This window comes from Streptomyces sp. NPDC001157 (assembly GCF_053598255.1).
In genome coordinates, this window is sequence record NZ_JBSFJW010000027.1 from 65,015 (window position 1) to 84,807 (window position 19,793).

At 69.5% G+C, this 19,793-nt stretch carries 18 protein-coding genes and 1 tRNA gene; 12 read left to right on the top strand and 7 right to left on the bottom strand.

All coding sequences use genetic code 11. The annotated features are described in order from the left end of the window. Positions 1–87: 87 nt before the first annotated feature. The 3 genes from ACWDAG_RS34540 to ACWDAG_RS34550 form a co-directional block, all read right to left on the bottom strand. Complete coding sequence (locus tag ACWDAG_RS34540) at positions 88–1,335, bottom strand: ATP-binding protein (RefSeq protein WP_450699493.1); 1,248 nt, start codon at positions 1,333–1,335, stop codon at positions 88–90. Further along, complete coding sequence (locus tag ACWDAG_RS34545; RefSeq protein WP_450699494.1) at positions 1,332–2,063, bottom strand: hypothetical protein; 732 nt, start codon at positions 2,061–2,063, stop codon at positions 1,332–1,334. The genes ACWDAG_RS34540 and ACWDAG_RS34545 overlap by 4 nt, the downstream gene beginning before the upstream one ends. Positions 2,064–2,132: 69 nt before the next feature. After that, entirely contained in the window at positions 2,133–2,639 is a 507-nt protein-coding gene (locus tag ACWDAG_RS34550) for a protein-tyrosine phosphatase family protein (protein ID WP_450699495.1), read from the bottom strand. Positions 2,640–2,749: 110 nt separating this feature from the next. On the opposite strand from ACWDAG_RS34550, the gene ACWDAG_RS34555 reads away from it, so the two are divergent. Beyond that, positions 2,750–3,553, top strand: a complete 804-nt coding sequence (locus ACWDAG_RS34555; RefSeq protein ID WP_450699496.1) for a nuclease-related domain-containing protein — start codon at positions 2,750–2,752, stop codon at positions 3,551–3,553. Between the two features lie 123 nt (positions 3,554–3,676). Here the strand turns inward: ACWDAG_RS34555 and ligD are convergent, their stop codons facing one another. Then, positions 3,677–4,558: a non-homologous end-joining DNA ligase gene (gene ligD / locus ACWDAG_RS34560; RefSeq protein WP_450699497.1), complete on the bottom strand. Its 882-nt coding sequence runs from the start codon at positions 4,556–4,558 to the stop codon at positions 3,677–3,679. Positions 4,559–4,639: 81 nt separating this feature from the next. On the opposite strand from ligD, the gene ku reads away from it, so the two are divergent. Beyond that, a complete protein-coding gene (gene ku, locus ACWDAG_RS34565) occupies positions 4,640–5,680 on the top strand; it encodes a non-homologous end joining protein Ku (protein ID WP_450699498.1) in 1,041 nt (346 codons plus the stop codon). Between the two features lie 36 nt (positions 5,681–5,716). On the opposite strand, the gene ACWDAG_RS34570 is transcribed toward ku, so the two are convergent. After that, complete coding sequence (locus ACWDAG_RS34570) at positions 5,717–7,000, bottom strand: MFS transporter (RefSeq protein ID WP_450699499.1); 1,284 nt, start codon at positions 6,998–7,000, stop codon at positions 5,717–5,719. Positions 7,001–7,105: 105 nt separating this feature from the next. On the opposite strand from ACWDAG_RS34570, the gene ACWDAG_RS34575 reads away from it, so the two are divergent. The 3 genes from ACWDAG_RS34575 to ACWDAG_RS34585 all read left to right on the top strand — a co-directional run bounded on the left by ACWDAG_RS34575 (position 7,106) and on the right by ACWDAG_RS34585 (position 8,785). Beyond that, positions 7,106–7,498, top strand: a complete 393-nt coding sequence (locus tag ACWDAG_RS34575) for an ArsR/SmtB family transcription factor (RefSeq protein ID WP_450699500.1) — start codon at positions 7,106–7,108, stop codon at positions 7,496–7,498. A 121-nt stretch (positions 7,499–7,619) separates the two neighbouring features. Beyond that, positions 7,620–8,093, top strand: coding sequence for a hypothetical protein (locus ACWDAG_RS34580; protein ID WP_450699501.1), 474 nt, complete (start codon positions 7,620–7,622; stop codon positions 8,091–8,093). After that, positions 8,093–8,785, top strand: coding sequence for a tyrosine-type recombinase/integrase (locus tag ACWDAG_RS34585; protein ID WP_450699502.1), 693 nt, complete (start codon positions 8,093–8,095; stop codon positions 8,783–8,785). The genes ACWDAG_RS34580 and ACWDAG_RS34585 overlap by 1 nt, the downstream gene beginning before the upstream one ends. Positions 8,786–8,896: 111 nt before the next feature. Here ACWDAG_RS34585 and ACWDAG_RS34590 read toward each other — a convergent pair whose 3' ends face one another. Together ACWDAG_RS34590 and ACWDAG_RS34595 are read right to left on the bottom strand one after the other, a co-directional pair. Next, the gene (locus ACWDAG_RS34590) at positions 8,897–9,598 is read right to left on the bottom strand and encodes a hypothetical protein (protein ID WP_450699503.1); all 702 of its coding nucleotides are present in this window, start codon (positions 9,596–9,598) and stop codon (positions 8,897–8,899) included. 352 nt (positions 9,599–9,950) lie between these two features. Then, a tRNA-Arg gene (locus ACWDAG_RS34595) sits at positions 9,951–10,022 on the bottom strand. 504 nt (positions 10,023–10,526) lie between these two features. On the opposite strand from ACWDAG_RS34595, the gene ACWDAG_RS34600 reads away from it, so the two are divergent. From ACWDAG_RS34600 to rho, 7 genes are all read left to right on the top strand, one after another. Further along, positions 10,527–10,997 (top strand): response regulator, encoded by a 471-nt coding sequence (locus ACWDAG_RS34600; RefSeq protein WP_450699504.1) that lies wholly within the window; start codon positions 10,527–10,529, stop codon positions 10,995–10,997. Positions 10,998–11,168: 171 nt separating this feature from the next. Continuing rightward, entirely contained in the window at positions 11,169–12,146 is a 978-nt protein-coding gene (gene nrtL / locus ACWDAG_RS34605; RefSeq protein ID WP_450699505.1) for an ArgS-related anticodon-binding protein NrtL, read from the top strand. Between the two features lie 16 nt (positions 12,147–12,162). After that, entirely contained in the window at positions 12,163–13,554 is a 1,392-nt protein-coding gene (gene lysA, locus ACWDAG_RS34610; RefSeq protein ID WP_450699506.1) for a diaminopimelate decarboxylase, read from the top strand. A 168-nt stretch (positions 13,555–13,722) separates the two neighbouring features. Next, the gene (locus tag ACWDAG_RS34615) at positions 13,723–15,015 is read left to right on the top strand and encodes a homoserine dehydrogenase (protein ID WP_390672202.1); all 1,293 of its coding nucleotides are present in this window, start codon (positions 13,723–13,725) and stop codon (positions 15,013–15,015) included. Between the two features lie 6 nt (positions 15,016–15,021). After that, positions 15,022–16,080: a threonine synthase gene (thrC, locus tag ACWDAG_RS34620; protein WP_450699507.1), complete on the top strand. Its 1,059-nt coding sequence runs from the start codon at positions 15,022–15,024 to the stop codon at positions 16,078–16,080. A 272-nt stretch (positions 16,081–16,352) separates the two neighbouring features. Then, positions 16,353–17,270, top strand: coding sequence for a homoserine kinase (thrB, locus tag ACWDAG_RS34625; protein WP_450699508.1), 918 nt, complete (start codon positions 16,353–16,355; stop codon positions 17,268–17,270). A gap of 414 nt (positions 17,271–17,684) precedes the next feature. Then, positions 17,685–19,685, top strand: coding sequence for a transcription termination factor Rho (gene rho / locus ACWDAG_RS34630; protein WP_450699509.1), 2,001 nt, complete (start codon positions 17,685–17,687; stop codon positions 19,683–19,685). Positions 19,686–19,793: the final 108 nt, after the last annotated feature.

Consider the following 19,793-nt stretch of genomic DNA (forward strand, 5'->3'; position numbering starts at 1 on the left):
GCTGTATCGATGTGCGGCTCCGCCGCGTGGGCGCGACAAGCCCCCACGTGCCCGCGCGTGACCAACGACCCGCAGTCCCGAGCTCTCTCAGTCCCCTGAACCCAGCGTCAAAGTCGCAACCGCCCCGCCATCCACCGCATTCGCGAACTCCAGCCGCGCCCCCAACACCTCCGCCTGCCCGACCGCAATGGTCAACCCAAGCCCGTGCCCCTTGGCACCACCCTCCGTGCGGAACCGCTGCGGCCCATGCTCGAGGAGATAGTCCGGGTACCCGTCCCCGTGATCCCGTACGGTCACGACGGCCCCGTCCACTGTCAGAGACACAGGCGCCCGCCCGTGCTTGTGCGCATTGGCGACCAGGTTCCCCAGCACCCGCTCCAGCCGCCGCCGGTCCGTCTCCACCCGGGCGTCCCGCAGGACGACGACCTCCGTGTCCGTTCCCGACGTCCGCACCACCCGCGTCGCCAGCGCGCCCAGTTCCTCCGTGTCGAGCTCCAGCAGCTCCCGCCCGGTGTCCAGCCGGGAGATCTCCAGCAGGTCCTCGGTGAGCGTGCGCAGTGTGGCCACCCGGTCCCGCACCAGCTCCGTCGGCCGGCTCGGCGGCAGCAGCTCGGCCGCCGCGTGCAGCCCGGTCAGCGGAGTGCGCAGCTCGTGCGCCACGTCCGCCGTGAACCGCTGCTCGCTCAGCAGCTTGCCCTGCAGCGAGGCCGCCATGGAGTCCAGCGCGGCGGCCACGGCGGCCACCTCGTCCTGGGGGTGTGTCGGATCCTTCGTACGGGGGTCGTCGACGCGGGCGTCCAGGTCGCCCGCGCTGATCCGCCGGGCCACCTGGGCCGTGGCGTGCAGCCGCCGCGTCACCCGGGTCACGGCGAACGCGCCCACCAACAGCGTCACCGTGATCGCCAGGCCCGAGGACCACAGGATCGCCCGGTCGAGCCCGGCGATCGTGCGGGACTGCTGCGAGTAGTCGACCTCGACGGCCAGTGCCCGGTTCCGGTCCGCGGGACCCGCCGCCCACATCGTGGGATGCCCACGGTGCTCGGAGACCATCGTGCCGCGGTCCCCGTCCGCTGCCAGCCTCCGCAGCGCCGTCGGCAGCCCCGGCGGATCGACGCCCGCGCCCGGCAGCAGCGAGTCCCCGGCCTCGTACGCCTTCGTCGCGTCCGTCAGACGCGACAGCGCGAGCTCGCGGGCCTGGCCGACGGTCTGGTTCGTCACCGAGACGTGCACGAGCACGCCGAGCAGCGCGGCGAGCGCACAGCACATCACGGCGATGAAGACGGCGGCCTTGAAGGCGAGCGTGCCTGCCCACTGTGGGAGCGCGAGCCTCCTCATGGGGTCGCCGAGGGGGAGGGGGAGGCGGAGGGTGATGCGGAAGGCCTCGTCAGGCGCTCGCGCTTGCCCATGTGCAGCATCTCGTCCTGGGTCAGCAGCATCACGCGCTGGTTCGGGTCCCAGGTCCACTGGAAGCGGTACTCGTAGTCGGCGAGATCGGAGGGCGCGTGGATGATCACGGAACGCCCGGCCAGCTCGACGCCGCTCACCGCGTCGTTGTTGGACATGACCTGGACCACCCGGCCCGCCTCCACGGTGTAGACGCGCACGGCCGTCTGGTTGCCGGGCTGCAGCCGGAAGCCCAGTGTGAGGTCGGGGCGCCCGTCACCCGTGATGTCGCGGTAGTACGCCTTGAGCAGCGGACACTTCGGGTTCGCCGGCTGCCTGCCGCAGTAGGCCATACGGCGGGCCGTCTCGCGGTACGGCGCCTTGGAGCCGGAGTAGTCGTCCGGGTGCTGGGACATCTCGGCCCTGACGACGGCCACCGGATCCACCTTGCGGATGTCGTCACCAGGCGCGGTGATCCCCTTCATGGCCTCGGACTCACCGTTGTCGTAGTTCCAGGCAGGGCTCGCCGCGGGGCTCAGACTCGGCCACAGCTTGGCCGGGCTGGTCGCGGTCGGCGTCGACCCGGCGCCCTGCAGTCCGCCCGCGTCACCGCAGCCCGCAGCCAGCAGCGCGAGAGCGGCGGTGGCCAGGGCTGTGCAGACGGCGCGAGTGCGGAGCACTGTACTCCTGTGGCTGAGAACGATCGGTGACCCGGTACACCCTATTCGTCCGGCGAAACGATTACCTCGCTACTCGGCCAGCTCCTCCAGCAGCCGGGCGGTGGGCAGCCCCGCCCGCAGATAGTCCACGAACAGTTCGTTGTGCAGCGCCCAGGGCGAGCGACGGGACCGTATCAGCCGTATCGCTTCCTCGGTGGAGCGGCCCCGGCGGACCAGGGTGTGCGCGACGACCAGTCCCGAGCGGTTGTACCCGTGGTAACAGCGGACGAGGACCTTGCGGCCCTCGTCCAGTGCCTCGCCCGCAGCCTGCGCCAGGCGCATCACGCCCGCGAGCTGGGTGCCGTCCAGCGGCCCGTCCGGTATCGCCCACACATGGTGCTCCACACCGGGGTCGGGCCCGTGCCCCGGCAGTCTCAGCAGGGTCTGCACGAGATCGAACTCGCCCCGCACGACGGCGAACTCCAGTTGCCCGGTGCGACCCCTGAACTCGTGCCCGCCCATCCACAGTCCGGGCACGATCTCGCTCCATGGACTGTCCGGAGCCGGTACGTCGGGCTGCTTCCTGCGGGTACGCAATCACGCCTCCCCAAAGCGCCGCTTCCGTCGAGCCCAACCCTCTTCAAAGGTAGCCGGGTTCTTGCCCGGGGAGCACCCCGCCTGTTCCCATGGTCAAGGGGTGATGGTGCATGACCGGACTGCGTGTCGTACCGTCCTGGCGGCACGGCCAGGAGCGGCTCTACGTATGCCTCACGGACGGGCGGAACGTCGCCTGGTACGACAGGGAGGCCGCCAGGGTCAACCTGCTCAGCGAGGACGAGCGGGAGGGGGTGCTGCAGGCTCTGGGGCCCTTCCTCACCGGCCCGGTGACCGTCGGCCCGCCGCCGGTCCCGACCCCGGCCGAGCTGGCCCGGCTCTCCCTCCACCCGGACGACGACCTGGCGCCCAACCGCCCCGGCGAGGCCCTGTTGGTCGCCCTGGACCGGGAACCCGGACCACCGCGCCGGCTGCGCCCGGACCCCCGCCGCAGGGCGCTGGTGGCGGAACAGGCGGTCGGCGAGGCCCTGGACCGCCTCGACGGTGCGGGCTGGCACGCTCTGCACTCGATCCCGCTGCCCGGCGGCGACCGCATCCATCACCTGGCGATCGGCCCGGGCGGCCTGTTCGCCGTCCACACGGTGTACGCCCGTAAGCAGAAGGTGACCGTCGCCGACCCCATGGTCACTCTGGGCCGCCACGAGCCCCACCCCCTGCTGCGCCGCGTCCGCGCGGACGCCGACCGGGCGTCGTACGCGCTGACGGCCGAGGTCCACCCGGTCCTGGCCCTCGCGGAGCCCGCGGAGCTCGCGATCCCGGCCCCGCTCCGCGAGGTCCGCGTCCTGAAGGACACGGACATCGAGGGCCTCACCCGCCTCGGCGGCGTCCTCAAGCCGGCGGACGTGGAGGCACTGCACGCGATGGCGCGGGATCGGGGGACGTGGACGCGGGTGTGATCCCTGCCGGTCAGCAGCACCATCTCAGCCCGCCCGGCGTTTGAGGACGAGGCCGTTCAGGCCGAAGCGGGGGTCTGGGGGCGGCAGCCCCCAGGGACGGCACCCGTGCGACCAGGCGGCGACTCAGGGCAGGGGCGCCGCACCGGCAGGGTCAAGCAGTGGGGCGAGCAGATCGCCGTAGTCCTGAAGGCGGGGCGCGAGGTCGGGTGCCCGGAAGGAGAGCTGCGCAGCTGACCCGCACTCCTCGACCTCACTCCAGGTGACCGGCGCGGAGACGGTGGGCTCGGGCCGGGCGCGCAGGGTGTAGGGCGTGGCGGTGGTCTTCCGGGCGGCGTTCTGGCTCCAGTCGACGAAGACCTTCCCGGGCCTCAGGCTCCGGGTCATCCGGTGCAGAGCGAGCCGGGGCATGGCCCGCTCGGCCTCGACGGCGAGCTGCTTGGCGTACTCGCTCACCTGCTCGGACGGGGTGGGCCGTACCGCTGCGAGCAGGTGCAGCCCCTTGGACCCGGAGGTCTTGGCGTAGGCGTCGATGCCGTCGGCCGCGAGCCGTTCCCGCAGCCAGAGGGCGACCTCACAGCAGTCGACGACGGTCGCGGGCGCCCCCGGATCGAGATCGAAGACGATCCGGTCGGCGACACCGGCGTCCTGGACGACCCACTGAGGCGTATGGAACTCGGTGACGAGATTCGCGGCCCACATCAAACTCGCCAGATCCTGTACGAGCACCATCCGCGCCGACCCCTCCATCCGCGGCACCTCGGCGGTGGTGACCCAGTCGGGCGTACCCGGGGGCACGTTCTTGGCGAAGAACACCTGCCCGCCCGGCCCGTCGGGATACCGCAGAAAGGAGACGGGCCGATCGCGCAGATGAGGGAGGAGGTGTTCGGCGGTGGTGGCGTAGTAATGCAGCACCTCGCCCTTGGTGAACCCGGTCGCGGGATACAGCACCTTCTCGAGGTTGCTGAGCGCGAGCCGTCTCCCCTCCACCTCTGTGATCGGCGTCATACGATGAGAATCTCACGCAAAACGCAATGAAACTTCCGTAACTCTGTAAATCGATCAAAACAGACCGAAAGGGTGCTGCACGTGCGATCCATATGGAACGGCGCCATCTCGTTCGGCCTGGTCAGCATCCCGATCAAGCTGGTGAACGCCACCGAGAGCCACTCGATCTCCTTCCGCCAGATCCATGTGGAGGACGGCGGCCGCATCCGCTACCGCAAGGTCTGCGAGCTGGAGGACAAGGAGGTCAGCGGGGCGGAGATCGGCAAGGGCTACGAGGACGCGGACGGCACGATCATCCCGATCACGGACGAGGACCTGGCTCATCTGCCGCTCCCCACGGCGAAGACGATCGAGATCGTGGCCTTCGTTCCGGCGGACAGCATCGACCCCCTCCAGTTGGACGCGGCGTACTACCTCGCCGCGGGCGGCGCACCGGCCGCCAAGCCGTACATCCTCCTGCGTGAGGCCCTGAAACGCAGCAACAAGGTGGCGATCGCCAAGTACGCCCTGCGCGGCAGGGAACGGCTGGGCATGCTGCGGGTGGTGGAGGACGCCATAGCCATGCACGGCCTCCTGTGGCCGGACGAGGTCCGCGCCCCCGAGGGTGTGGCCCCCGACGCAAAGGTCAACATCAACGACAAGGAACTCGACCTGGCGGACGCCCTGATGGACACCCTGGGCGGGATCGAACTCGACGAACTCCACGACGAGTACCGCGAGGCGCTTGAGGAGGTCGTGGCGGCAAAGGCGGCCGGGGAGGCACCACCGGAGGCCCCGGAGCCGGCGAAGGGCGGCAAGGTCCTGGACCTCATGGCAGCACTGGAAAAGAGCGTGAAGGCCGCCAAGGAGTCGCGCGGCGAGGAGGAGCCGGCGGAGGTCAGAGCCCTCCCGGCCCGCAAGTCGGCTCGAACGGCCCCGAAACAGGCGGGCGGAAAGAAGTCGACGTCCACGGCCCAGAAGACGACCGCGAAGAAGACGACGGCATCGACACCAGCGAGGAAGTCGACGGCGAAGTCCACACAGGGAACGAAGAAGACGGCGGCCAAGACAACCACCGCAAAAAAGACGGCCGCGAAGAAGACCACGGCAAAGAAGACGACGTCCCGCAAACGCACGGCCTGAACGCACGGCCTGATGCTCGCTGCCTCCCCTCGCAGTTCAGGCGGGCTCCGGGACCCGGCGGCGGGCGGCGACGACCACCAGGCCGCCGACGACGGCGAGGCTCATCAGGACGGTGCCGAAGACGGTCGCGCCGTTGGTCAGTCCCACGGCGTCGCTGAGGTAGCCGGCGGAGACCGGCAGCAGGCCGGCCGGGAGGTAGCCGCCCACGTTGAGCGCCGCGTTGGCCTCGGCGAGCCGCTGCGGCGGAACGGTGGAGTTGAGCAGGGAGAGCCCGCCGAGCTGCCCCATACCCTGCCCGGTACCGGCCAGCAGCGCCGAGGTGATGAGCACCGGCACCGACGAGGTGTGCACGGCGACGATCAGTGTGATCATGCTCAGGCTGGTGCTGACCGCGCCGGCGGTGAGGATGGTGCGTCGACGCAGCCGCTGAACCGCGAACTGCACACCGGTGGCGGCCAGGAACATCACGAACGCCATGGCCCCGGCGACGATTCGGCTGGTGGTGCCGAGCAGGCCGGACAGCAGCGACGGACCGAGCGAGAGCACGAAGGACGTCGCGGTGATGCCGGGGGCGAACACCGCTATGCCGAAGGTGAGTTGCAGACCCTGGCCCCGCGGTACACCGGGCACCCGCAGCCATGCCCCCTTGGCGGGAGCGGCGGGACGCTGCACGGGCATGCGCAGCACGGCGAGGACCGCGGTGGCGAGCAGCACCATCTCGACGAGGAAGACGGTGACCGTGGGGGCCGGCAGGGCCTCGGACAGAATGCCGGCGAGGAGCGGCCCGAGGCCGGCCCCGAAGACCATGGCGCACGACGCGAGCAGGGCGGCGAGCCGCTTGCGGTTGTGCCCGGCGACGTCCGTCACGGCGGCCATGCCCGCGGAGACGACGGCACCGACGGCGATACCGGTGAAGAGCCGGGCCACGATCAGCGCGGCCACGCTGGACGCGGTGGCGAAGATGAGGCAGGCGGCGAGGGCGAGCCCGAGGGCGGGCAGCAGGACGGGCTTGCGCCCCAGCCGGTCGGACACGACGCCGGACACCAGCAGGGAGCCGAGCAGGCCCACGATGTAGAAGGCGAACACGACGGTCAGGGTGCCCTTGGAGAACCCGATGTCGCGCTGCCACAGCACATACAGCGGAGTCGCTGCGTTGGACAGCACGAAGACGGCCGTCACCGGCCACGCGGCCAGCCACACCCACCAGGTGGGAGCGGAAGAGGGGACAGCGCCGGGGGCGGAGCCTGCCGCGGCCCGATGCTCCGTCCCGGAACGCTGCTCTCCCACCACCTTCACGGGTGCCGTTCGACTCTCCGGCATGACAGATCCTCCCTGCATGGACAGTACGAGTTTTCTCGAACATAGCATGCAGTACGATTGAAGTCGTACATAGGATTCGGGACATGAGGAGCTGAGGAGCTGTCTATGCCTTCGACGGCGCGTGCGGTGCCTGTACAGGCACCGACGGTCAAGGTCCTGCCGGAACCCGCCGGCCTGCCTGAGCCGCTCCCGGAACCGGCTGTGGAGGACCTGCGTCTGGAGACGGTGCTGGGTGCCCTGAGCGACCCACTGCGCCTGCGCATCGTGCACAAACTCCTCCTGGAGTCGGAGCACTTCGACCACTCCTGCGGTTGGTTCGGTCTCGACCGCCCCAAGTCCTCCCTGACCCACCACTTCAAGGTCCTGCGCGAGGCGGGCATCACCCGCCAGCGCCAGTACGGCCTGGAACGCCGCAGCCACGTCCGCGTCGACGACCTCAACGCCCGCTTCCCCGGCCTCCTGGACCTGGTCGCGGCCTGGACACCGGACGAGCCCTGAGCCAACGCAATCCGAGCCTGCGGCGAGCAGGCCGGAGCGGATCGGATGTCACCTCTCCCGACGCTGATGCCTGAACTGCAGATCCGGGCCCGGTGCACGCCGAGGAGCCGAACTGGCGGTCTTGCGCGAGGCGTCCGACCGCGCATTGGACGGACGGCTGCAGACAGCGGCCGGGCGGTGGCATACGGCTGCGGCCAAGACCCGCGAGGGCATGGCTGATGGTCTCGCGGCCAGGACGCTCGCCATGGTCAAGCGCGGGGACGGCACCCCCGAGGATGAGTCCCTTCGGCTGGCCTTCCGCTGGGGGGTTGTGCCCGCGAACGAGGGGGAGGACCCGCCGGCCGCACTCAAGGCCGCATACGAGTGGGTCACAACGACCGACCGGCCCTTGCACGACCTTGCCGATGCCGAGGTGTTCGAGGATGTGCTGTACCGCGTCTGCTACAAGCTGGACGGAACCCCAGCCGCGGGCGATACGTACAAGCGGCGCCGCCGGGCTCTGAACACCGCACTCGAACACGCTGTGCCACGGGACAGCTCCCGGAGAACCCACTTCAGCGGACCCGCCGGAAGCACGTGGGCTCCAATGACGTAGTGGACCCGCGCGTCCTGGTGAACGCCGTACAGGCCCGGCAGTTGCTGACGTCCGTCTCCTACGTCGGTTCTTGGGATCGCTGCCGGGGGCGGCGCCTGGTGGCTTTCTGCGCGGTCCTGTACTACGCGGGACTACGCCCTGCTGAGGCGGTCGGGCTACGGCTGTCGGACTGCGATCTGCCAGGGAGGGGCTGGGGCACACTGACGCTGCGAGAGACACGTCCTGTCTCCGGCAAGCAGTGGACCGACTCCGGGGAGCGCCACGACCGGCGGGGCCTGAAGGCGCGAGAGGCGTCCACCGACCGGCCGGTTCCCATCCCGCCGGTCTTGGTCGCCATCCTCCGGGCGCACCTGAAGGAGTTCGGGACCGCCATGGAAGGGCGTGTGTTCGGCAACGAGCGAGGGGGAGTGGTCGGCTCATCTACCTACTGGCGGGTGTGGGAGGAAGCGCGGGAGTATGCGCTCCCTCCGGAGCGCATCGACTCGCCGTTGGCCGGGCGCCCCTACGACCTGCGGCACGCCTGCATAACGCGGTGGTTGAACGCTGGGGTGCCGATCGCTGAGGTGGCCCGGCGGGTCGGCAACTCGCCTGAGGTTATCCACCGCCGCTATCACGGCTGCATTGATGGTCACGAGGAAGCCGCTAATACAAAGATCGAAAGCGCTTTGGAACAAGAGGGAGATGGCATCTAGCGAGCCGTTTGCTCTCCTAGGGTGACCGCGTGGCCGGGCACCTTAGGAGAGTTAGGCGCAGTGCATCGTCCTGTGCTGTGGGCGAGTAGAAAGGTGAGTACCGACGCACCGTCAAATGTTGCGCAATGAGATCCCGAACCGCTCTGTTATCGACTGAAGCAAGCTCTCGACCATGGCGCTCCGAGCCTGGTTCGCGCGACGCACCATTCTTTCTAGCTCGACTACGGTGTGAACCTCTAGGTGCTGCTCTGTCGCGCTGAGGATGGCCTTACGTATTCTCCGTGTCGCTTCGGTCGCTTCCCGTAGAAATGTGCTTACCGCTGATGAGGATGCGGTTTCTTCATCCAGTGATGAAATTGGAGCAGCAGTTCCGGGTGGCGTTGGGCCAGGCGACGGCTGGCTAATAGTAGCGTCTGGTGCTGGGTTGATTGATGATTCAGATTCCTCGAGGAAAGCTCGATATGGCCTCAAGTCCATACTGGAGATGTGCACTTCATCTCTGAGGGTCTGAGAAACAGCTGTGCGCGCTTTTGATGTATGTTCCTCTACTCGCGCGGTGAAAATATCCAGGGTTACATTGTGGCCATGCTCAAGGTCCTGGATGGTGTTGCTTAAGCATTCTAGCCAAAGAGCGCTGGTCACCCTTAGATCAGCGGCACGGCCGAGCGCGGATGTCATCTCAGACTTTCGATTTTGGTCATCGAGATGCGCGATCCGATTTCGCTCCACCCGTAGCGGCGCGAAGTAAGTGCCTAATGCTCCAAGGAGTGCCCCGCCAAGGGCGCCGAGGGTACCAACCCACGCTGCATCCATGGTGAGCACTGTCTTACTTGCCCAGCCTCTTGCCAAGCCCAACCGGTGTGATCGCGATTGCGGACTCGGGGTTACGCAGGTGGGATCACGTCGGAAGGAACTGAGGCTCTTGTATCCGGAGAAGGGCGGTGGCGGACGGGCCTCCTCTTTAGGGCGTGTCGGACGCCTCCGCGAGACGGTCCCTGCCCTGCCGTCACATCACCGAGGTCGCGAGCGCTGCTGGTGTGTCGGAGATGTGTCGCGAACGCTGAGAGACAACGAGAGAGGGCGGGAGTCAGTGAGACTGACTCCCGCCCTCTTCTGTCGGCATCCGCCCTGGTCAGCTCCCAAATTTGGGAGGTGGGTGGGCGAGTGCCCCCGGCAGGATTCGAACCTGCGCACACGGCTCCGGAGGCCGTTGCTCTATCCCCTGAGCTACGGGGGCGTGCGCTGCGCTGTGCGCGGCGACGGGTAGAACCCTACCAGCTGATCCGGGGTGTTCATGAACGGGTTTTCCGGCGTCGGCCCAGGCATCGTGCCGCGCCGTAGTGCCCGGTGGAGGCACGTCCCCCGCAAGGGCCGGGAGTAGAGGAAACCGGGCTGCGGTGGCCGGTTCCGGCAAGATGTTGCTGCTCGCCCGGCAGTCGGCGTAGCCAGGATCCCCGTCCCCCGCAGGGGCCGCGAGCAAGGGATACCGCGATGCGGTGTCCGGTCCGGCAAGGTGTTGCCGCTCCCCCCGGCGGCCCGTGGAACCCCCTCCCCCGCAAGGGTGGGGAGTGGAGGAGATCGGATGCGGTGGCCCGTTCGGCAGGGGTTGCCGCTCGCCCCGGCGCCCGACCGAGCCCCGCCCCCCCGCAAGGGCCAGAAGTACCGAGCCCCGCCCCCCCCGCAAGGGCCAGAAGTAGGGAAAACCCGGACGCGGTGGCCGGTCCGGACCTACTCTCGAGTTGTGCCAGGCGCGTCGGGCCGGGTGCTTGTTGTGGACGACAACAAGGTCATCCGGCAGCTGATCAGGGTCAATCTCGAGCTGGAGGGTTTCGAGGTGGTGACCGCGGCTGACGGTGCCGAGTGTCTGGATGTCGTTCATCAGGTGCGGCCCGATGTCGTGACCCTTGATGTCGTCATGCCCCGGCTGGACGGTCTGCGGACCGCCGCCCGGCTTCGCTCCGATCCGCTGACCCGTGACCTTCCTCTTGTCATCGTCAGTGCCTGTACTTCGTACGAGGTCGAGACCGGGCTGGATGTGGGGGTCGACGCGTTTCTCGCCAAGCCCTTCGAGCCTGCCGAACTCGTGCGCCTCGTACAGCAGTTGATCGAGCGGGGGAGGAGTGCGAGGGGCAGGGGAGAGCGCGGTGAGTCCGGGCTCGGGAGTGTTCTCGGGTTCGGGGAGGCCGAGCGGGCCGGGCGGGCCGGCGGCTGATCCGGGCCGACGTCCTTTCGTTCATGCGCCTGCTCCGGGCCGACGTCCTTTCGTCCATGCGCCTGCTCCGGGCCGACGTCCTCGCGTTCATGCGCCTGCTCCCCGTCCACATCCCGGACCCTCGCCAAACCGGCTCGCCTACCCACCCCCCTCCTCCCATACGCTTGTGCCGTGACCCCCGTCGAGCTCTCCCGTACCGTGCTGCGCGCGGTGCGTCGTGCTGTCGACGAGGGGGAGCTGAGCGTGGCCGTGCCGCAACGGGCCGTTGTCGTGCCGCCCGGTCCGGGCGGCTGTGGCGACTACGCCACCAACATCGCCCTGCAGCTCGCCCGGCCCGCCGGGCAGCCGGCCCGGCAGGTGGCCGAGATCCTGCAGCAGCACCTCGCCGGGACGGACGGCGTCGCCGACGTCGTCGTCACCGGGCCGGGGTTCATCAACATCAGCCTGCAGGGGGCAACCGCATCCGCGGCCGCGCTCACTCGCGAGATCCTCCGGGACGGTGCGACGTACGGTCACAGTGACGCCCTCGCCGGGCAGGTCGTCGAGTTGCGTATCCCGTACGAGGTCCGGGCCGAAGTCGTCGCCGACGCACTCGTCCGCATCGTGGGTTCCCAGGGCGGCCGCGTCGAGGTGGACCATCGCGAGCCGGTGAATCTCCGGCCCGTCCCTGCCCCCGACGACCCCGCCCTCCTCGGCCCGGACGCCGCCCGCTGGGCGCTGCTGCACCCCGCCGCCCACGACCGGCCCCGTATCACCGCCGATCATCTGGTCCAGCGCGAGAGCAACCCTCTCTTCCGGGTCCGTTACGCCCACGCCCGCACCCGGGCCCTCAGCCGTAACGCCGCCGACCTGGGCTTCACCCCCGAGCCCGGAGACGTACGAGAGGACATGGCCGTTCTGCTCGCCGTCCTCGCCGACCACCCCCGCGTTCTCGCCCGTGCGGCTGCACAGCGCACGCCCGACAGCCTCGCCCGGCACCTCGTCACCGTCGCCGACGCCGTTCTCGCCGTCCTTCCCGTGGTGCTGCCGCGCGGTGACGAGAAACCCTCGGCCGCCCACCGCGCCCGGCTCGCACTCGCCGAAGCCGCCGGGGCGGTGCTGGCCGGTGGCCTGTCCCTGCTCGGCATCGACGCACCCCAACACCTCTAGAGAGCCAGCAAAGAAGATGAGCCGTTCCGCACACCCCGCCGGGCCCCGTCACGCCGACGTCCTCCCCGAGGGCCACTACTCCGCCCCGCCGACCGATCTCAACGTCCTCGACCCCAAGGTCTGGGCCCAGACGGTCACCCGCGACGAGGACGGGGTGACCACCGTCGGCGGTATCGACGTGAAGAGCATCGCCGAGCAGTACGGCACCCCCGCCTACGTCCTCGACGAGGCCGACTTCCGGGCCCGGGCGCGGGCCTGGCGCAGCGCCTTCGGGGCCGACGCCGACGTCTTCTACGCCGGCAAGGCGTTCCTGTCGCGTGCCGTCGTGCGCTGGCTGCACGAGGAAGGGCTCAATCTGGACGTGTGCTCCGGCGGCGAGCTCGCCACCGCTCTCTCCGCCGGCATGCCCGCCGACCGCATCGCCTTCCACGGCAACAACAAGTCGGTCGAGGAGATCGAGCGGGCCGTCCGCGCCGGTGTCGGGCGGATCGTCCTCGACTCCTTCCAGGAGATCGTCCGCGTCGCCCACATCGCGCAGGAACTCGGCAAGCGGCAGCGCGTGCAGATTCGTATCACCGTGGGTGTGGAGGCGCACACCCACGAGTTCATCGCCACCGCCCACGAGGACCAGAAGTTCGGGATTCCGCTGGCCGGGGGGCAGGCCGCCGAGGCCGTGCGGCGGGCGCTTCAGCTCGACGGGCTGGAGCTCATCGGGATCCACAGCCACATCGGGTCGCAGATCTTCGACATGTCCGGGTTCGAGGTCGCCGCGCACCGGGTGGTCGGGCTGCTCAAGGACATCCGTGACGAGCACGGCGTCGAGCTGCCCGAGATCGACCTCGGGGGCGGGCTCGGGATCGCGTACACGAGCGACGACGACCCCCGCGAGCCGCACGAGATCGCCAAGGCGCTCACCGAGATCGTCACGCGTGAGTGCGAGTCCGCCAAGCTGCGTACGCCCCGCATCTCCGTCGAGCCCGGGCGCGCCATCGTCGGCCCGACGGCCTTCACTCTCTATGAGGTCGGCACCATCAAGCCCCTCGACAACCTCCGTACCTACGTCTCCGTCGACGGCGGTATGTCGGACAACATCCGCACCGCGCTCTACGACGCCGAGTACAGCGTCGCGCTCGTGTCGCGCACCTCCGACGCCGAACCCATGCTCGCCCGGGTCGTCGGCAAGCACTGCGAGAGCGGCGACATCGTGGTGAAGGACGCGTTCCTGCCCTCCGACCTGGCACCGGGTGACCTCATCGCGGTGCCCGCCACGGGTGCGTACTGCCGGTCCATGGCCAGCAACTACAACCACGTGCTCCGGCCGCCCGTCGTCGCCGTGAACGACGGCGAGGCCCGCGTCATCGTCCGCCGTGAGACGGAGGAGGACCTCCTTCGTCTCGACGTCGGGTGAGCCGCCCATAAAAGGCCATAAAGAAAAGAAACAAAGGGGTGGAAGATCTCCTGTCTCCCACCCCCGCACAAATGAAATAGATGTCTCACGATCCGGACATGGGATAGAAACTCCCGTCCGGTGAGTGAGACTGGTCCAACCGTAGACGGTATGAGGAAACGAGGTCGGATGATGCGTACGCGTCCGCTGAAGGTGGCGCTGCTGGGCTGTGGGGTTGTCGGCTCAGAGGTGGCGCGCATCATGACGACGCACGCCGACGACCTCGCCGCCAGGATCGGGGCGCCCGTCGAGCTGGCGGGGGTGGCCGTGCGCCGGCCCGACCGGGTCCGTGAGGGCATCGATCCGAGCCTTGTCACCACCGACGCCACCGCGCTCGTGAAACGCGGGGACATCGACGTCGTGGTCGAGGTCATCGGCGGTATCGAGCCCGCCCGCTCCCTCATCACCACCGCCTTCGAGCACGGCGCGTCCGTCGTCTCCGCCAACAAGGCGCTGCTCGCCCAGGACGGGGCCGCTCTCCATGCCGCCGCCGAGGAGCACGACAAGGACCTCTACTACGAGGCCGCCGTCGCCGGTGCCATCCCGCTGATCCGGCCCCTTCGTGAGTCGCTCGCCGGTGACAAGGTCAACCGGGTGCTCGGCATCGTCAACGGGACGACCAACTTCATCCTCGACAAGATGGACAGCACGGGGGCGGGCTATCAGGAGGCCCTCGACGAGGCCACCGCCCTGGGGTACGCGGAAGCCGACCCCACCGCCGACGTCGAGGGCTTCGACGCCGCCGCCAAGGCCGCCATCCTCGCCGGCATCGCCTTCCACTCGCGGGTGCGTCTCGACGACGTCTACCGCGAGGGCATGACCGAGGTCACCGCGGCCGACTTCGCCTCGGCGAAGAACATGGGCTGCACCATCAAGCTGCTCGCCATCTGCGAGCGGGCACAGGACGGCGGCTCGGTCACCGCGCGCGTGCACCCCGCCATGATTCCGCTGAGCCACCCCCTCGCCTCCGTGCGCGGCGCGTACAACGCCGTGTTCGTCGAGTCCGACGCGAGCGGGCAGCTCATGTTCTACGGACCCGGTGCCGGCGGTGCGCCCACCGCGTCCGCCGTGCTCGGCGACCTCGTCGCCGTCTGCCGCAACCGGCTCAGCGGGGCAACGGGGCCCGGCGAGTCGGCGTATGCCGCGCTGCCCGTGTCGGGCATGGGTGACGTCGTCACCCGCTATCACATCAGCCTCGACGTGGCGGACAAACCGGGTGTTCTCGCCCAGGTCGCGACCGTCTTCGCGGAGCACGGTGTGTCGATCGATACGGTTCGGCAGCAGGGCAAGGACGGCGAGGCATCGCTCGTCGTCGTCACCCACCGCGCGTCCGACGCCTCCCTCTCCGGGACCGTCGAGGCGCTGCGCAAGCTCGACACCGTGCGGGGTGTCGCCAGCATCATGCGGGTTGAAGGAGAGTAACCAGCAATGACCCACCAGTGGCGCGGAATCATCGAGGAGTACCGGGACAGGCTGCCGGTATCCGACACCACGCCGGTCGTGACGCTCCGCGAGGGCGGCACGCCCCTCGTGCCCGCGCAGGTGCTCTCCGAGCGCACGGGCTGCGAGGTCCACCTGAAGGTGGAGGGTGCGAACCCCACCGGGTCCTTCAAGGACCGCGGTATGACCATGGCCATCACCAGGGCCAAGGAGGAGGGCGCGAAGGCTGTGATCTGCGCCTCCACCGGCAACACCTCCGCCTCCGCCGCCGCGTACGCCGTACGGGCCGGCATGGTTTCCGCCGTTCTCGTCCCGCAGGGCAAGATCGCGCTCGGCAAGATGGGGCAGGCGCTGGTGCACGGCGCCAAGATCCTCCAGGTCGACGGCAACTTCGACGACTGCCTCACGCTGGCCCGCGCGCTGAGCGACAACTACCCCGTGGCACTGGTGAATTCGGTCAACCCGGTGCGCATCGAGGGCCAGAAGACGGCCTCCTTCGAGATCGTCGACATGCTGGGCGACGCCCCGGACATCCACGTCCTCCCGGTCGGCAACGCGGGCAACATCACCGCGTACTGGAAGGGCTACAAGGAGTACGCCGCCGACGGCGTCGCCACGCGCACCCCGCGCATGTGGGGCTTCCAGGCCTCCGGCTCCGCGCCCATCGTGCGCGGTGAGATCGTCAAGGACCCCTCGACGATCGCCACCGCCATTCGCATCGGCAACCCCGCCTCCTGGCAGTACGCCCTGGCCGCGCGGGACGAGTCAGGCGGCCTCATCGACGAGGTGACGGACCGTGAGATCCTGCGCGCCTACCGGCTGTTGGCCGCGCAGGAGGGCGTTTTCGTCGAGCCGGCGTCCGCCGCGTCCGTCGCCGGTCTGCTGAAAGCCGCCGAGCAGGGCAAGGTCGACCCGGGGCAGCGCATCGTGTGCACGGTGACCGGAAACGGCCTCAAGGACCCCGACTGGGCCGTCGCCGGCGCCCCGCAGCCGGTCACCGTCCCGGTCGACGCGGTGACGGCGGCCGAGCGCCTCGGTCTGGCCTGACGTCCGGCCCGACGTCCGGCCGGACGGGGAACTCCCTCCGAGGGGTGCACAGGGGGCTTACGGCACGCATCGTGCGCCTCCTGTGCGCCCTATGTCGCCACAGAAGCATCCTTCGATAGGCTGTACCGAACCCGCCCGCCGCATATGCCTCCGCCCATGGAGCGTCTGGACGGTGCCGCGCCGTCTCCGCGGCCTGAGGGTCTCCCCGTACGTAGCCGATGTCGTATCGAATGTTTTCGACCATCACGCAGCTCAAGGAGAGTCATCGAGAGATGGCCGGTCCCGCCTTCCGCGCCGCCGCCGTAAGGGTGCGCGTCCCCGCCACCAGCGCCAACCTCGGCCCGGGCTTCGACGCCCTGGGCCTGTCGCTGGGGCTCTACGACGACGTCGTCGTCAGGGTGGCAGACTCCGGGCTGCACATCGACATCGCGGGCGAGGGCAGCGAGACGCTGCCGCGTGACGAGAAACACCTTCTCGTACGTTCCCTGCGCACCGCCTTCGACCTGCTCGGCGGGCAGCCGCGCGGCCTCGAGATCGTCTGCGCCAACCGCATTCCGCACGGCCGGGGCCTCGGCTCCTCCTCTGCCGCCATCTGTGCCGGCATCGTGGCCGCGCGCGCCGTGACCATAGGCGGCGAGTCGAAGCTCGACGACACGGCCCTGCTGGAGCTCGCGACCGAGATCGAGGGCCACCCCGACAACGTGGCGGCCTGTCTGCTCGGCGGTTTCACGCTCTCCTGGATGGAGGCGGGCGCCGCCCGCGCCATCAGGATGGATGCCGCCGATTCCATCGTTCCGGTGGTTTTCGTGCCCGGAAAGCCGGTCCTCACCGAGACCGCGCGCGGCCTGCTCCCGCGTACCGTGCCGCACGTCGACGCCGCGACCAACGCGGGCCGTGCCGCCCTGCTCGTCGAGGCCCTCACCAGGCGCCCCGAGCTGCTGCTGCCCGCCACCGAGGACCGTCTCCACCAGGAGTACCGTGCGCCCGCCATGCCGGAGAGCGCCGCGCTGGTGGAGCGGCTGCGGGCCGACGGAGTCCCGGCAGTCATCTCAGGTGCAGGACCCACTGTGCTGGCGCTGGCCGACGCCGACAGCGCCGACAAGGTCGCCCATCTGGCAGGCGAAGGGTGGGCCGCGAACCGGCTCGAACTCGACGCCCAGGGAGCGAGCGTGCTGCCGCTTGCGACCTGACACACGGTTGCCGGATTTCGAGAGGGGGAATGTTTGTTGGATCCGGTAGTGTTAATCTCAAGTCTGCACCCGACCCCACCATGGCGAGGTGCTTCGTGTCCCCGTCCGGGACAGACATTCTTCCGGGAGCCTCCCAAGCCGCACTGTGTTCCGTACGACGTACGCGGGCAGTACCTCGTACGCGGGCACTGAGCGACTTGCCGGGCACGCTCCGGAACCGGTGCGACCAAGCCACGTGACACCGACACTCGGTGCCACGACCACGGCTTTGGGAAGCGCCATCCCAAGATATTGCCTCCGCCACCTTTGGCGGACCACCGCCCCGGCACGGTCCACACAGCAAGGACCGAAGCCGGAAGCACAACCGGTCGCCGAGCCAGACAGGCCGACGTCCGCTCCAGGGAAGGACCCTTCGTGAGCGACACCACCGATCTGATGGGCGCACGTGTCGAGGAGACCGCTGCCGCGCCCGCCACGGACGCCTCCGCGCCTGCCACCGGTGCAGGCTCCCGGCGGCGCCGCGGTACCGGCCTCGAGGGCATGGTGCTGGCCGAGCTGCAGCAGGTCGCATCCGGCCTCGGCATCAGGGGCACCGCGCGCATGCGCAAGAGCCAGCTGATCGAGGTCATCAAGGAGGCGCAGGCGGGTGGTGGTGCCCCGGCGAAGGCCGAGGCCGCCGCCGAGACCAAGCCCAAGCGCCGCGCCACCTCCAAGGCTCGTACGGGCGAGGACGCCGCTCCCGCCGCCGAGAAGAAGGCGGCCGCCCCGGCCGAGAAGGCCGTGGCCCAGCAGCAGATCGAGATCCCCGGCCAGCCGGCCAGCGAGGACGCTCCCGTCGAGCGCCGTCGTCGTCGTGCCACCGCCGAGGCGGGCAGCCCCGAGACGGTCGCCGCCGAGGCGAAGAGCGAGCCGAAGGCCGAGACGCCCGCCCCGCAGGCGCAGGGCGACGCCGGTGACGGCGAGGGCCGCCAGGGCCGCCAGGGCCGCAGGGACCGCGACCGCGGAGGCCGTGACCGCGACCGCCGCGGCAACAAGGGCGACGAGCAGCAGGGCGGCCAGGGCGGTGGCCAGCAGCGCCAGGACCGTCAGGACAGGCAGGACCGTCAGGACCGCCAGCAGGGCGGCGCCCGCCAGGACCGCCAGCAGCGGGACAACGGCCCGCAGGACGACGACGACTTCGAGGGCGGCCGCCGCGGCCGTCGGGGCCGTTACCGGGACCGTCGTGGCCGTCGTGGCCGTGACGAGATGGGCAGCGAGCCGCAGATCGGCGAGGACGACGTCCTGATCCCGGTCGCGGGCATCCTCGACATCCTGGACAACTACGCCTTCATCCGTACGTCGGGCTACCTGCCGGGCCCCAACGACGTGTACGTCTCCCTCGCCCAGGTCCGCAAGAACGGCCTGCGCAAGGGCGACCACGTCACCGGCGCGGTCCGTCAGCCCAAGGAAGGCGAGCGGCGCGAGAAGTTCAACGCGCTGGTCCGCCTCGACTCCGTCAACGGCATGGCGCCCGAACACGGTCGCGGCCGCCCGGAGTTCAACAAGCTCACCCCCCTGTACCCGCAGGACCGCCTCCGCCTGGAGACGGACCCGGGTGTGCTCACCACCCGCATCATCGACCTGGTCTCGCCCATCGGTAAGGGCCAGCGCGGTCTGATCGTGGCCCCGCCGAAGACCGGTAAGACCATGATCATGCAGGCGATCGCCAACGCGATCACGCACAACAACCCCGAGTGCCACCTGATGGTCGTCCTGGTCGACGAGCGTCCGGAAGAGGTCACCGACATGCAGCGGTCGGTCAAGGGCGAGGTCATCTCCTCGACCTTCGACCGTCCGGCCGAGGACCACACCACGGTCGCCGAGCTCGCCATCGAGCGTGCGAAGCGCCTGGTGGAGCTGGGTCACGACGTCGTCGTGCTGCTCGACTCGATCACCCGTCTGGGCCGTGCCTACAACCTGGCCGCGCCCGCCTCCGGCCGCATCCTGTCCGGTGGTGTCGACTCGACCGCGCTGTACCCGCCGAAGCGCTTCTTCGGTGCGGCGCGGAACATCGAGGACGGCGGCTCGCTGACCATCCTCGCCACCGCCCTGGTGGACACCGGGTCCCGCATGGACGAGGTGATCTTCGAGGAGTTCAAGGGCACCGGCAACATGGAGCTCAAGCTCGACCGGAAGCTCGCCGACAAGCGCATCTTCCCGGCGGTGGACGTGGACGCGTCCGGTACCCGTAAGGAAGAGATCCTGCTCGGCAACGAGGAGCTCGCGGTCGTCTGGAAGCTGCGCCGGGTGCTGCACGCGCTCGACCAGCAGCAGGCGATCGAGCTGCTGCTCGACAAGATGAAGCAGACGAAGTCGAACGTCGAGTTCCTGATGCAGATTCAGAAGACCACGCCCACGCCTGGTAACGGCGACTGAGGCACAGCCTTCACGCAGATCGCCCCCCGTTACTCCGGTAACGGGGGGCGATCTTTTGGCGCAGTTAGGGAGGGGCGCACGCTGCGCCCCTCCCTAACTTGTGTCTCA